Source organism: Halomonas sp. LMYGS-3 (assembly GCF_059509875.1).
On sequence record NZ_JCAKFQ010000022.1, the window covers coordinates 60,709 to 73,511 of the forward strand.

Genomic DNA, 12,803 nt, shown 5'->3' on the forward strand with positions numbered 1-12,803 from the left:
GTTCTATCAGCACATGATGAAAGACCGCTTCTGGCCGAAAGGAGAACGTTAGTCTATCCTGATGATATAGATATAGCAGCTTTTATGCTTACAGTTGGTAATTAAGTTTTCCTTGACATAGGAGAGGTCCATGCAAGATATAAGACGACTTGAAGTTGGCATGACCACAAAGATTGGCACGGATCAGGTGAAGGAGCCTGAGGTGGGCAGGGAATATGTCCGGGCGCTCGACTCCAATACTTGGCTTCTGTTTACCGAAGACCCGGCCGAGGATCGGCCAGTTGTTGTTCGCATTGATAGCATCGACGGTGATGTGTGTCACTGCACGGTGACTCGAAAGTTAAGTTGATAGCTGTGCTAACCTTTATTTTCGCTCTCGACCTAGCTGACTAGGCTATCGTGCAATGACGTCAGTTTTTGGCGGTGATTCAGTCTGCGAAGACCGTTCAGTCTCTGCTATGCCTGATAGGTCAATCAAGCAGAACGTCTTACCCTGGCGCGCCAGGGACGAATAGTAGTGGCTTATATTAACGATATCCGATTGGCGGCTTCTGGCCGATAGGTGCCGTGAATCATATGGTCGTTTTCTTTACACACGTTGACCGCCCCTCCAGGAGGCCCTGGAGGGGCGGTTTTTTGTAAAGGAATTGCGTAAATCTTTCTATGGAAAGAAAAGGTGTGTTTTCTTTCTGCTGTCAGCCACGAATGAGCCGTGCGCCGGGCGGAACCTGGTAACGGAGCTCATCGCAGTCGCCGGGCGGTGGCTGCTGTCCCTCCGGCCGGTCTGGGTACCAGATCCGGCACTCCCCGGGGGGTGGCAGGTGGCCGCTTGGTACACCCTGGCTGCGTTCGTACCCCGGATACCCGTTTCCATACCCGTAGCCATCGGCGTAGACCGCACAACCTGAAAGCGCGGTGACCGCCAGCAGGGAGGTGGCGGCTCGATACAGTGTCTTCATGCACCACTCCTTGTGTCGTGCCCGGTATGGCGTTGTTGCCCCCTGCATGATGCGCGACATCGCCCTGACTTGCCCAGCATCCATTGTTCTTGTGGTCGGCAGAGGCTAGGCTTTCCATATCCCCCTGGGGGGGATATGAATTGACATGCCTGGTGGCCTCGGGTCATCCCGCGTCAACAAGAGGAGTAGTATGGAGCTGTTTCGGGATCGTCGCTATCGCCACCTGTTCTCCGCACAGGTGATCGCGCTGATCGGTACCGGGCTGACCACGGTCGGCCTAGCGCTGCTGGCCAGCGAGCTGGCCGGGGAGCGTGCCGGTGAGGTGCTGGGCACGGCGTTGGCCATCAAGATGATTGCCTATGTGGGCATCGCCCCGGTGGTGGGCGCCTATGCCAGCCGGCTGCCACGGCGCGCCTTGCTGGTCACCCTCGACCTGCTGCGCGCCGCGGTGGTGGTGAGCCTGCCGTTCGTCACCACGGTATGGCAGATCTACCTGATGATCTTCCTGCTCAACGCCTGCTCGGCGGGCTTCACGCCGGTCTTCCAGGCCACGATTCCCGATATCTTCGAGGACGAGCGCCGCTATACCCAGGCGCTCTCCCTGTCACGCCTGGCCTATGATCTGGAGAACCTGTTGAGCCCGCTGCTCGCCGCGCTGCTGCTGGTGGTGATCTCCTTCAACCTGCTGTTCGTGCTGAATGCGGCGGCCTTCCTGCTCTCGGCGTTGCTGGTGGTGAGCGTGTCGCTGCCCTCGCCGCATCCGCAGACGGCCGGCGGCGGGGTCTGGTCCAGGCTGACCCAGGGCATGAGGCGCTACCTGCACACCCCGCGGCTGCGCGGGCTGCTGGCCCTGAACATGGCGGTGGCCGCGGCCGGTGCCATGCAGATCGTCAATACCGTGGTCTATGTGCGTCATGCGCTGGGCATGGGGGAGACCCACGTGGCGATCGCCTTCGCGGCGGCGGGGGGCGGATCGATGGTCGTTGCCCTAAGCCTGCCCAGGCTGCTGGAGCGACTGGACCAGCGGCCGGTGATGCTGGCGGGCGGCCTGCTGATGAGTGCCAGCCTGGTGGCGGGGCTGACGGCACCGGGCTTTGCGCTGTTGCTGCTGCTGTGGTTCGTGCTGGGGGCCGGGGCCTCGATGGTGATGACGCCCACCGGCCGGCTGCTCAAGCAGTCCTGCCGGGCAGAGGAGTGCCCGGCGCTGTTCGCCGCCCAGTTCTCGCTTTCCCACGCCTGCTGGCTGGTGGCCTATCCGCTGGCCGGCTGGCTGGGAAGCGCCCTGGGCATGATGTCCGCCTTCGCGGTCCTGGCCACCCTGGTCCTGGCCGCCACCCTGCTGGCCACACGCCTGTGGCCAGCGGAAACGACAGAAGCATGCGCCTGAGCGCGCGAGTCATGCCTTGCCAGCGACGCTGGAAGGGTGGGTAGAGTCGGCGGGGCCATTCACGCCGCTCATTCACGCCGCTACAGATAGCGGACGATGGCCTTGAACTCGTCGATATGGGCCTGCTGGCCCTCCGTGCTGTCGCCGATGGCTTCGTCCAGGCAGTGATCGATGTGATCCTGCACCAGGGTTCGCTTGGCCTGCTGGATGGCCTTCTCCACGGCATGCAGCTGCTGGGCGATATCGAGGCAGGGGCGGCCGTCCTCGATCATCTGGGTGACGCTCTGCAGGTGGCCCCGGGCGCGGTTGAGCCGCTTGATGATGGCGGGGTGGCTCTCGTGGGCATGTGGTGGCATCTTAGGCTCCCTGTCGTTGTTCCTATCCCCATGGGGAGGATGTTAAGCTCCTGCCGGCAGCGTGCCAATGCCGCTCGTCTCGGCCTGGCACCTGCGTTCCCGGTTTCCCCTCTCATCCTGGTTGGCTTTCGATGCTCCACCGGCTGCGCCATCGCCTCGGCTACCTGATCCTGCTGCTGCTGTTCGTGCCCGGCCTGGGCCTGACCAGTGCCGGCGAGGCGCGGGCCCATGGGCCGCTGGGCGCGGCAGCGATCGAGGCGGCGCAGCAGGAGGCGGAAAGGGACAGCCATGGGCACTCCCACGTCCATGAGCATGACCACGGGGACGGCCGCCACCTCCACCACGACAGCGGCAGTCACTTCCACGAGACGGCGGATCGCCTCGGCACGGGCGTCAGCCTGGCGCCGGGGTTCCGTGATGCCCCGCGGACGGTCGCCCGGCATGGCGTCCCGCTGCGCCGCGTCTATCGCCTGGAACGCCCCCCACGGCCGGCCATCGCTGGATGACCGGGGCCGTCCGCCGGACGGCCGATACCCAAGACAGACCCGTGGAGGTTTCATGTTCCCATTGCGAATGGGGGATGCGCTGGGCTTGCCTGACAAGGCCCGACGCCATGCCCTGACCCTGCTCACGCTGCTGGTGCTGCTCCTGGGAGCCAGCGGTGATGCCCTTGCCCACGCCGTTGCCGAGGGCGACAAGGGCTATATCCAGGAAATTTATGGCGTTCACCTGATCTCGTTCGTCTACCTCGGTGCCAAGCACATGGTGACCGGGTACGACCACATCCTGTTTCTGCTGGGGGTGATCTTCTTCCTCTACCGGATGCAGCACATCGCCATCTACGTCAGCCTCTTCGCCATCGGTCACTCCACGACCATGCTGCTGGGGGTGTACTACAACATCGGCATCAACAGCTACCTGATCGATGCCATCATCGGGCTCTCCGTCGTCTACAAGGCGCTGGACAACATCGGCGCCTACCAGCGCTGGTTCGGCGTTCAGCCCAACACCAAGGCGGCGACGCTGATCTTCGGCCTGTTTCACGGCTTCGGCCTGTCGAGCAAGATCATCGAGTACGAGATCTCGCCTGACGGCCTGGTGCCCAACCTGCTGGCGTTCAACGTCGGGGTGGAGGTCGGCCAGCTGCTGGCCCTGAGCGCCATCCTCATCGTCATGGGCTTCTGGCGGCGCACCGCCGGGTTCCTGCGCCACGCCTATACCGCCAACGTCGCCATGATGTGCGCCGGCTTCGTGCTGATCGGCTATCAGCTCACCGGCTATTTCGTCGCCTGATTCAGGGAGTCTCCGATGTACAACACCGATCTACCCACCCGTGCCGAGCTGCCCTCGACCGGCAAGCTACTCCGTTCCACCCTGGTGGCCGCCGTGGTAGCCGCCGCCCTGCTGGTGACCGTGGTGCTGCCCGCGGAGTACGCCATCGACCCCACCGGCGCGGGCCGCCTGCTGGGCCTGACCGAGATGGGGGAAATCAAGCAGCAGCTGGCCGAGGAGGCCGAGCTCGACCGGGAGGCGTCACAGGCCGCCGCGGACGTGGCGTCGCCGGTCGTCGCGGAGCAGGAGCCCCAGGCCGTGGCAGAGAGCCAAGCCACCGCCAACACCTCACCCGAGACCACTGCCGAGCAGCCGGTGACCGCCTCAACCTCAAGCGACGAGGCTGACCCGGTAGCCTCTTCCGCGCCCGCCCAGGATGAGCCGCAACCCGAGGCCAGCCAGGCGGTGGCTGACGCCTCCTCGTCTCAGGAAAAAGCCTCGGAAGCGAACGAGGCGGCGGCCACCTGGCGTGATGAGGTGAGCTTCACCCTGACCCCGGGCGAAGGCACCGAGTACAAACTGACCATGGAGGAAGGTGCCGTCGCGACGTTCGCCTGGTCGTCCGACGGGGGGCCGATCAACTTCGACACCCACGGTGACGGCAACGGCAACTCGATCAGCTACGAGAAGGGCCGTGGCGTACCCGAGGACGAGGGCGAACTGGAAGCGGCCTTCACCGGCAACCACGGCTGGTTCTTCCGCAATCGCAACGACAACGAGGTGACCGTGGTGCTGCGCATCGGCGGTGACTACGGGGAGCTGAAGCGCATGCTGTGAGACCGGGCATCGCCCATGTCGCCTCGGCCGTCAGGCCGGGGCGACGCTTTTCCCCGCCGGTGACTACCGCACCAAGACGAGCTCTCTGCTGAAACTACGCCGCTGGTATGGATTGACCTGTCAAGGCTTCGGTTGTCTCTGGTGCATGCGGTTGTCCTCAATGCCTACGGGTCACCCGAGTTCGACAGATAGAAGCGTAAATTACTGATTAACCTGGAAACGCGTTTTCAAAATTGGCACTACAAGCGGGATGCAGTCGGTGCCGGCAGGCCAATGGCCTCGAAGAGATCGCGTTGTTCAGGCTTCAATTTGGTCAGGCCGCTCGCCGTCTCGCGACGGTGAAGCAGGACTTGGTGGAACTGGATCTTACGGGCAATCTCCAGTGCCCGCGTCGGTGACAGTGGGTGATCGCTGGCCTTCAGCCGCATCTTCAGCACCCGGTAAAGTACCAGGGCGAGGAAACAGATCAGCGCAAGCAAAGAATGAGGGACAAGAATGAGGGACAGACCCTCAAGAATGCTCAAGAATGAGGGACAGACCCTCATTTCGAGGGACAGACCCTCATTTCGCGCAACCCTCGCACAATCGGCGCCGCGATCATACGCTCAAGGGTCGCCCCCAACCCAAGTGATCTGCCCCGGCTCGGGGCTCACGTTCTCGGCGATGCGGATCGGTCTCCCACCGACAGGCTTGAGCAGGACGTCGTAGGAGTCATCCGCGTATAGCATCAGCGGCACACCAAAGTCCGAGGCCTCTCGTATGTACGTGTAGGAGCGGGTGGTAACTGTCCCGGCCGAGACGACCTGGATGCTCTCGAGCTGCAGTCCCGGCAGGTCTGGGGCGCGAGCCGCGATCGCGGCCACTCGAGCATTCGCCTCGATTCGAGCGATTTGCCCTACAGCGACCTCGACGTCTCGCTCGAGTAGAACAGGACGCTCGCCGGCTGGGGTATACCACACCTCGTACGCAGTCGACGGCTCAACCAGCATGGGGACGTTCGGCTCACGCACTTCATGGATCAGCGTCCTGTCTCGCACCACGGCCACGCGCTCGATGGGAGGCATGCCCTCGACCGTGAACGCCGAGACAGAAATCGCCGCCACCAGGGCATTGGTTTCGATCTCGACTGTCTGCCTGTCCTCGACTTCAACGTTGCGCAGGATCTTGAGAAGCGAGCCGTTCGGAACCTGCACCACGACATCGTAGACGCCAGCGTTCACCAGCATCGTTGAGCCGGGTTCGTCGGTAACCTGCTCGACTGGAGTGGACCCACTCAGCGACGTGCCGGCAGCAACCAGCCCAATGCGGGACAACTGCGGAAATCCATCAAGAGTGATTGGCTTGACCACTACCGCGCTTACGGGGGATGTGAACGCCGTCACCGCCCGTTCGGAGTCGGGCGTCGGCAAATCAGGTGCTGAATCGTCCTGTGAAGCCGGCGTTGCCGCCCCAAGGGGGCGCAGGGCATGATCGACAGCCGCCAGGCTGGCGGCCACTGCTGCCGACTCTGTCTCAGGCAGCTGCTGGTAGAGTCGTTGTGCTCGCTCTAGATCACGCCTCGCTTCGCTCTGCCCCTGAGCCTCGCCGACGAGCCCCCTGGCGAGCAGGCTGTGCGCAAACTCCGTTACGACCTCAGGACTTTCATCGCTTTCCGCGACAGGATCCAACAGATCGATCGAAACGCTGAACGCCGCCGCGGCTCGCTCGGAGTCCCCGCTCTGCAGATAGATCAGGCCGCGGTTGTGTTGAATGGCGGCCTCGGCCCGGATCAACCGCTGACGGTCGTTCTCCGCGAGGGTGACCACCGCCGCCTGATCCCGGAGTCGCTGCGTCAACCCCTCCAGTCGTTCGTTGAGCTCCTCAAGGCGATCGCGCTCGGCGGTGGTCATATCCACCTGGACGGTCCGGGTGTCCGGATCGAACGATAGCTGACCCACCTGCCGGCGAACCTCCTGCAACTCACTCTGAACGGTCGCGATTCTGCCTTGTAGCTCGTCAATCTCGGCGTGCCGCTGCCACGCAGTCCACCCGGCGATCCCCACCACGCTCAGCACCAGGAAGCAGACAACGACGAACCCAGCGAACACGTAGCGGTGCTTCTGCGACCGGATCCACTGGTCTGCCGTGATCGTCTTCGGCAGCACGACCCCCATCTCGGCCCGGATGAGGTCCGCTCGCCCAGATGCCGGAATCGCGTCGAGTTGCGCCAACAGGATCTTGAGCCGGCGAGTCCTGTACCACATCAGCCCCAATACGACCATCGCGACCACGAATGCGACGAATGTCAGGGGATTCGTGACGGCCTCGGGCAGCAAACGGATAATGTCAGGAACCAGGTTCATGGGAAATGCCCGGCGACGTAATGATGCGTCGAGACCGGCGAAGCCCCAGTCAGTGCGACAGCCGACGCCCGCAGCAGCACCTAACCTGATGCACTATCAGCCCCTCCGGGCGACGGGCCCTTCCTGCCTCGCAGTCTGTTCGCGCACGTATCAAATTGTAGTGCACCCGTACGAGCCAAGCCATTGATCCAGGCGACCGGCCAGCAGGTTGCCGCCTCCTTGGCTAGCGTGACAGCGGCGCTGAGGGATGAGTGCGACGATCTCCTCCATCCCGAGCCCCATTGGTTCGAGTCAGGCTGCCATTTTGGCCTGACCCTGTTGCTCATAATGCAGCGCTTATCGCTCAGCCGGTGGCATACTGCCGATGTATTCTCGATTCCAAGAAAAGCTGGTGGGTTAGGTTGGTTGAGCAGGTGAGTTTATTAACTGTAACGTGCTGGCAGGATAATCCAATAGCTGAATGCGAAGTTGAATTTCAGTGGGAGTAGAGGAAACCATGACGCGGAGAGCGAGAGCCAGGCTGGCCTCGGAAACGCTGGAGATTCTTGAGACGGATCGCTACACCGTACCCGGCAACAAACACGTCGCTATTTCCGATGCTCTCCATGATTGCCTCGCCGGCACACGGCAATTCGGCCCGGATGAACTCCATCACATCCGCTCCAAGGTCCTCTCGCAGGCAACCCCAGCCGCTAGCCTGTCGGACTTAACGCTGATCTGCTACGAAACCCGGGCTTTCGGCCAATTTCATTCGATCTGATTCGTTAAATAGCGCGCTATTCGCCTCATCAGATCGATAAACTTGTCTCGAAATCCGTGTTCCTCGCGACGATCGGTCAAATCCGACAGGCTCCTGGGCGAACGACCCTTGAGGTAATCAACGAAAGCACCCTCTCCGGTGCTTCCTGTCTATATCATGTATGTGAAGATCGACGAGTGGGTGTGCTCAGCTTCGCCTCGGAAAAAAAAACAGGCGGTGGATTTCTCGGCGGGAGTCAGGCCCAGGAGGAGAGCCTGGCTCGCAGTTCGGGGCTGTACAAGAGCCTGCTCCAGTGCCCGGAACACTACGAGCACCACCGTGCCATGCCATCCCCGCTGTACTCTCACAGAGCGATCTACTCCCCGGGTTGCCCTGTATTTCGCAACGACACCGGTGAGCTTCTTCCCGATCCCTACCGGGTGGATTTCTTGACGTGTCCTGCCCCGAATGCCGGTGCCGTACGTCGCCACCAGCCGTGGGAAGCCGACAAAGTGGTTCCGGTTCTCCGCGAGCGTGTGACATTGCTCCTCGGTCTAGCGCTACACTGCCACGTGACTGACCTGGTCCTTGGCGCATGGGGTTGCGGGGTGTTTCAGAACGACCCCACTGCCGTGGCTGAGGCATTTCAGGATGCGCTTGGGAAGGGCGGCGAATTCCAGGGTCTTTTCCGGTTGGTGCGCTTCTCTGTGCTTGACCGGTCACATGACGAGGCCACTTATCGGGTATTTTCTGACCTGCTGCACAGGGAAGGCCAGCAAGCGGCTGGAGGCGACGCGGCAGAGCGCACGCCCCAGCGGTAGCAGTAATACATCAGAAGCGTCTACCTATCTGCTTCTGGGCAAGATCAACGGGCCCCTCACTCGCCAGGCGTGATCGCGTCGTCGACCCGCACCCGGACATAGGAACCCGGCGCCTCCTCGATGGGGGAAAAGCGCCCGCCACCGGGCTCGCGGGCGGGCACCTGGCCGCCGCTATGGCGCTGGACCCAGCTGCGCCATTCCGGCCACCAGGAGCCCGGGTGGTGGGTGGCCGAGGCCAGCCAGCGCTCGGGATCTTTCGGCAGGCGGCCATAGGTTCGGTAGCCATACTTCGGCGAGCCGGCCGGGTTGATGACCCCCGCGATATGGCCGGAGCCGCCGAGCAGGAAGCGGGGTCGCCCGCCCAGCAGGTGCGCGCCGCGGTAACTGGACTGCCAGGGGGCGATGTGATCCTTCTCGGTCGCCACGAAGAACGTCGGGATGCGCACCTTGCTCAGATCGATGGCTTCCCCCGCCAGGGTGATGCCCCCGGGTTCGGCGAGGCGGTTCTCCAGGTACATGTTGCGCAGGTAGAAGCTCTGCATGCGCCGTGGCATGCGGGTGGAGTCGGAATTCCAGTAGAGCAGGTCGAAGGCCTGGGGCTCCCGGCCGAGCAGGTAGTTGTTGATCACGAAGCCCCAGATCAGATCGGCGGACTGCAGCAGGTTGAAGGCGTTGGAGAGGTGCGTGCCCTCCAGGTAGCCGCGTTGTGCCATGTGCTGCTCGATATAGCGGATCTGCTCCTCGTCGATGAACACCTCCAGCGGCCCCACCTCGCTGAAGTCGAGCAGGGTGGTGAAGAAGGTGGCGCTGTGCACCCGCTCATCGCCCCGGGCGGCCTGATGCGCCAGGGTGCTGGCCAGCAGGGTGCCGCCGATGCAGTAGCCGATGGTGTTGAGCGTCTCCTCGCCGGTGACTTCCGCCACCACGTCCATGGCCTTGAGGGTGCCCTGGGTGAGGTAGTCGTCGAAGGCCACCTCGGCATAGCTTTCATCCGGATTGACCCAGGCGATGACGAAGACCGTCATCCCCTGTTCGACGGCCCAGCGGATGAACGAGCGCTGCGGGGTCAGGTCCAGGATGTAGAACTTGTTGATCCAGGGCGGGACGATCAGCAGCGGCCGGCGGTCGACCTCCTCGGTGGCCGGCGCGTATTGAATGAGCTGCATCAGCTCATTCTGGTAGATGACCTTGCCCGGGGTCACCGCGATGTTCTTGCCCAGCTCCAGCCCGGCCGCATCGCTCTGCTTGATGCGCAGCAACCCCTCGCCCCGGGCCAGGTCCTCCATCAGGTTGGCCATGCCCTGCAGCAGGTTGGCGCCGCCGGTGCGCACCGTGGCCTCGATCACCTCCGGGTTGGTGGTGGCGAAGTTGCTGGGGGCGAGGGCGTCCATCAGCTGACGGGCGTAGAACTCGACCCTCACCCGCTCGTCGTGGTCCAGCTCCTCGGTGACCTCATGCACCCCCTTCAACCACTGCTCGGCGGTCAGCTGGTAGGCCTGGCGGAGCATGTCGAAGAAGAGGTTCTCCTCCCAGCCCTTGCCCTTGAAGCGCCTGTCTCGCGGGGCGGGCTCGAGGGCCGGTGACGGCGCCTCGCCGAACAGGCGCTGTGTGGTGTTCTGCCACAGCGTCGTGTAGCCCTGCCACAGCTGCTGCTGGACCTCCAGGGCGCGATGCGGCTGCAGCAGGAACTGCTGGCCCAGGCTGGTCATGGCCTTGGCCGCGACCGCCGGGTCGGGCAGGGTGAAGAAGTCCCCGCGCGTCTGGCGTTCGAGCCAGCCCTGCCAGGCCCGGGACGACCCGGTCGACAATCGCGCGAGGGCCTCGGCATAGCGCTGCGCCAGCTCGTCGGCTGGCGTCTCATGGGATGGTGTCGCCTGATCGCCTGCCTTCGCTGACGACGGTTTCTGGTCATTCATGGCCTTGCCCCTTGGTGTGTACGACTCGATAGTGGCGTCGTCCGACCCATGGCCGGCAGCAGGCCGACGCACCGGGGCCGATACGCTGCCCCGATCTGCCGCCACCTGCCGTTTCAGTATCGTAGGGGCTGGGTGAGACGCAACCGTAGCGCCGCCATCCAGCTAGGCTTGTGGTGAAGGGGCAAGGAGTCTTCCAGGAGGCGAACGTGGACGAAGACCTGACCAGGATGACGCGCGAAGAGCTGCTGGACGAGGTCAAAAAGCTGCGACAGGCGATCCGCGAGCATCGTGACTGCAGTGGGCATGACCTCTGCTGGCATCACCCGGCACTCTGGAGCCTGCTGCCCGAGCAGACGGATCCGGTGCCGGTGGTGCCGGAATGGCCGGCGTTCATGCGGGGCTGCATCAAGTATCGTCAATCCCTTGACGAGCAGGCGCCCGACGCCCCGCGCTCTGACGAGCCCTATCAGGAGTGATCGTCAGGCAGGGCAGCCATCTCACCCGCCGGTCGGGGAGGAGGTCACCATGCTCGGCGCCATCGCCGGCGATATCATCGGCTCGGTGCACGAAGGGGCGGGCACCAAGCACCGGGACTTTCCGCTGTTCACGCCGCACAGCACCTTCACCGACGACAGCGTGCTCTGCGTGGCGGTGGCCGAGGTGCTGCTGCACGGCGGGGATTTCGTCGATGCCTACCACGACTACTTCCACCGCTACCCCGATGCCGGCTTCGGCGGCGGTTTCATGCGCTGGGCGGCGAGTCGGGATCGGCGGCCCTATTACAGCTGGGGAAACGGCTCGGCCATGCGGGTGCCGCCGGTGGGCTTCGCGGCCCAGACGCTGGAGGAGGCCCTGAACCTGGCCAAGCGCAGCGCCGAGGTCACCCATGATCACCCCGAGGGCATCCGCGGCGCCCAGGCGGTGGCGGCGACGATCTTCCTGGCGCGCCAGGGGGCCGACAAGGCGAGCCTGCGCGAGGAGGTCGAGACGCGCTTCGGCTACGATCTGTCGCGGCGTCTGGACGAGATCCGCCCCGGCTATCGCTTCGACGTCTCCTGCCACGGCTCGGTGCCCCAGGCGATCATCGCCTTTCTGGAGGCCGAGAGCGTCGAGGCGGCGATCCGCAACGCGGTCTCGCTCGGCGGCGACGCCGACACCCAGGCGTGCATGGCGGGGGGCATGGCCGAGGCCTTCCATGGTGGCCTGCCCGATGAGCTGCGCCGCGAGACCCTCGCCAGGCTGACGCCCGACCTGCGCGGGGTGGTGGAGGCCTTCGAGGCCCGCTTTCTCCTGACCTGAGGGTGGCCGCGCCTCTGGGGCGTCGATGAAGCGGGGAGTGGTGATGGCGGGAACCCCCTCGTCGCCTGTTGCGTCCCTGTGGTCGCCGGGGCTCCCGGCGCATCGCAACCGGACCCGAGAACGCAGGGGGATGTCATGATCATTGCACGCTGGTATTGCCAGGCCCGCTTCGGGCACAAGCAGGAACTGATCGAGAAGACCCGGGAGTGGTGGTCGACCATCGGTCGCGAGATCGGCCAGACCGACTACACCATCACCACCGGCAGCGTGGGCGCCGCCGAGTCGGTGATCGCCGTGGACCTGCGGGTGGCGGACATGGCCACGCTGAATGCCCAGTGGGACAAGCTCGCCGAGCGCGCCGATCACCGGGAGTGGGGTAAGGCGATCGAGCCCCTGGTGGTGAGCGGCTCCACCCGTTGGGAGATCTATCGCGTGGTGGCGTGAGCACCGCTCAGCCGGCGGCCCTGAGACAGGCGAGCAGTTCGCCATGCCGCTCGCATGCGCCACCAGCAGGCTGGTCCATTCGGCGGGCGCGGGGTCGCCGGCCAGGTCGGTGACCGTGTAGCCCGCTGCCCGATCGTAGTGGGTCACGAAGTCCGAGGCGCCCTTGCGGTCGAAATCGATGGCGCCGGCGACGCCATGGCCCTTGCGCAGGGCTCGCCGGCCGCCCGGGCGGCGCGCTGGAAGGTGCCGATATAGTGGGGGTCGGATCCTGACGAATCCCTACGTTTTTCTCGACGTTGATCGCTTGTTCGCCGAAAACTGTTTAGGGTTGCACCCTCTTGTCGGCACAGAAACTCGGCGGCCGCCTATACTCAGCGCTGGTGCCAGAGGCGCAGCCGTCGTCTTTTTGGAGGTCCGTCCCCGTCCGAAAA

General features: G+C 64.1%; 13 protein-coding genes and 1 pseudogene. 10 read left to right on the forward strand and 4 right to left on the reverse strand.

The annotated features are described in order from the left end of the window. Positions 1-130 precede the first annotated feature (130 nt). Together AC5W54_RS17335 and AC5W54_RS17340 are read left to right on the forward strand one after the other, a co-directional pair. Positions 131-349: a hypothetical protein gene (locus tag AC5W54_RS17335; RefSeq protein ID WP_263582644.1), complete on the forward strand. Its 219-nt coding sequence runs from the start codon at positions 131-133 to the stop codon at positions 347-349. Positions 350-1,149: 800 nt separating this feature from the next. Continuing rightward, entirely contained in the window at positions 1,150-2,346 is a 1,197-nt protein-coding gene (locus AC5W54_RS17340) for an MFS transporter (RefSeq protein WP_495963351.1), read from the forward strand. An 80-nt stretch (positions 2,347-2,426) separates the two neighbouring features. Here AC5W54_RS17340 and AC5W54_RS17345 read toward each other — a convergent pair whose 3' ends face one another. Continuing rightward, a complete protein-coding gene (locus AC5W54_RS17345; RefSeq protein ID WP_495963352.1) occupies positions 2,427-2,702 on the reverse strand; it encodes a metal-sensing transcriptional repressor in 276 nt (91 codons plus the stop codon). Between the two features lie 131 nt (positions 2,703-2,833). Between AC5W54_RS17345 and AC5W54_RS17350 the strand changes: the two genes are divergently transcribed. From AC5W54_RS17350 to AC5W54_RS17360, 3 genes are read left to right on the forward strand one after another with little or no spacing between them, the layout of a single operon-like run. Further along, the gene (locus AC5W54_RS17350) at positions 2,834-3,208 is read left to right on the forward strand and encodes a hypothetical protein (protein ID WP_495963353.1); all 375 of its coding nucleotides are present in this window, start codon (positions 2,834-2,836) and stop codon (positions 3,206-3,208) included. 52 nt (positions 3,209-3,260) lie between these two features. Beyond that, a complete protein-coding gene (locus AC5W54_RS17355; RefSeq protein WP_495963354.1) occupies positions 3,261-3,995 on the forward strand; it encodes a HupE/UreJ family protein in 735 nt (244 codons plus the stop codon). Between the two features lie 15 nt (positions 3,996-4,010). Further along, positions 4,011-4,811: a hypothetical protein gene (locus tag AC5W54_RS17360; protein ID WP_495963355.1), complete on the forward strand. Its 801-nt coding sequence runs from the start codon at positions 4,011-4,013 to the stop codon at positions 4,809-4,811. A 239-nt stretch (positions 4,812-5,050) separates the two neighbouring features. Here AC5W54_RS17360 and AC5W54_RS17365 read toward each other — a convergent pair. Then, a pseudogene (locus AC5W54_RS17365) lies at positions 5,051-5,284 on the reverse strand (IS1634 family transposase); the annotation flags it as partial. Between the two features lie 132 nt (positions 5,285-5,416). Further along, positions 5,417-7,153, reverse strand: a complete 1,737-nt coding sequence (locus tag AC5W54_RS17370) for a hypothetical protein (protein ID WP_495963356.1) — start codon at positions 7,151-7,153, stop codon at positions 5,417-5,419. 496 nt (positions 7,154-7,649) lie between these two features. Here AC5W54_RS17370 and AC5W54_RS17375 point away from each other — a divergent pair, with 496 nt between their 5' ends. Together AC5W54_RS17375 and AC5W54_RS17380 are read left to right on the forward strand one after the other, a co-directional pair. Continuing rightward, positions 7,650-7,913, forward strand: a complete 264-nt coding sequence (locus AC5W54_RS17375; RefSeq protein WP_495963357.1) for a TIGR02452 family protein — start codon at positions 7,650-7,652, stop codon at positions 7,911-7,913. A 56-nt stretch (positions 7,914-7,969) separates the two neighbouring features. Continuing rightward, entirely contained in the window at positions 7,970-8,713 is a 744-nt protein-coding gene (locus AC5W54_RS17380) for a TIGR02452 family protein (RefSeq protein WP_495963358.1), read from the forward strand. Positions 8,714-8,769: 56 nt separating this feature from the next. Here the strand turns inward: AC5W54_RS17380 and AC5W54_RS17385 are convergent, their stop codons facing one another. Then, a complete protein-coding gene (locus AC5W54_RS17385) occupies positions 8,770-10,629 on the reverse strand; it encodes a PHA/PHB synthase family protein (protein ID WP_495963359.1) in 1,860 nt (619 codons plus the stop codon). Positions 10,630-10,835: 206 nt separating this feature from the next. Here AC5W54_RS17385 and AC5W54_RS17390 point away from each other — a divergent pair, with 206 nt between their 5' ends. The 3 genes from AC5W54_RS17390 to AC5W54_RS17400 all read left to right on the forward strand — a co-directional run bounded on the left by AC5W54_RS17390 (position 10,836) and on the right by AC5W54_RS17400 (position 12,372). Continuing rightward, entirely contained in the window at positions 10,836-11,105 is a 270-nt protein-coding gene (locus tag AC5W54_RS17390; protein WP_495963360.1) for a hypothetical protein, read from the forward strand. Between the two features lie 49 nt (positions 11,106-11,154). After that, the gene (locus AC5W54_RS17395) at positions 11,155-11,928 is read left to right on the forward strand and encodes an ADP-ribosylglycohydrolase family protein (RefSeq protein WP_495963361.1); all 774 of its coding nucleotides are present in this window, start codon (positions 11,155-11,157) and stop codon (positions 11,926-11,928) included. Positions 11,929-12,063: 135 nt separating this feature from the next. Continuing rightward, entirely contained in the window at positions 12,064-12,372 is a 309-nt protein-coding gene (locus AC5W54_RS17400) for a hypothetical protein (RefSeq protein ID WP_495963362.1), read from the forward strand. Positions 12,373-12,803: the final 431 nt, after the last annotated feature.

Excerpts from the sequence above, each read along its gene's own strand:
- AC5W54_RS17360 (WP_495963355.1), top strand. The coding sequence starts at position 4,011 with ATGTACAACACCGATCTACCCACCCGTGCCGAGCTGCCCTCGACCGGC.
- AC5W54_RS17395 (WP_495963361.1), top strand. The coding sequence starts at position 11,155 with ATGCTCGGCGCCATCGCCGGCGATATCATCGGCTCGGTGCACGAAGGG.
- AC5W54_RS17370 (WP_495963356.1), bottom strand. The coding sequence starts at position 7,153 with ATGAACCTGGTTCCTGACATTATCCGTTTGCTGCCCGAGGCCGTCACG.
- AC5W54_RS17340 (WP_495963351.1), top strand. The coding sequence starts at position 1,150 with ATGGAGCTGTTTCGGGATCGTCGCTATCGCCACCTGTTCTCCGCACAG.
- AC5W54_RS17355 (WP_495963354.1), top strand. The coding sequence starts at position 3,261 with ATGTTCCCATTGCGAATGGGGGATGCGCTGGGCTTGCCTGACAAGGCC.
- AC5W54_RS17335 (WP_263582644.1), top strand. The coding sequence starts at position 131 with ATGCAAGATATAAGACGACTTGAAGTTGGCATGACCACAAAGATTGGC.
- AC5W54_RS17400 (WP_495963362.1), top strand. The coding sequence starts at position 12,064 with ATGATCATTGCACGCTGGTATTGCCAGGCCCGCTTCGGGCACAAGCAG.
- AC5W54_RS17345 (WP_495963352.1), bottom strand. The coding sequence starts at position 2,702 with ATGCCACCACATGCCCACGAGAGCCACCCCGCCATCATCAAGCGGCTC.
- AC5W54_RS17375 (WP_495963357.1), top strand. The coding sequence starts at position 7,650 with ATGACGCGGAGAGCGAGAGCCAGGCTGGCCTCGGAAACGCTGGAGATT.
- AC5W54_RS17385 (WP_495963359.1), bottom strand. The coding sequence starts at position 10,629 with ATGAATGACCAGAAACCGTCGTCAGCGAAGGCAGGCGATCAGGCGACA.
- AC5W54_RS17350 (WP_495963353.1), top strand. The coding sequence starts at position 2,834 with ATGCTCCACCGGCTGCGCCATCGCCTCGGCTACCTGATCCTGCTGCTG.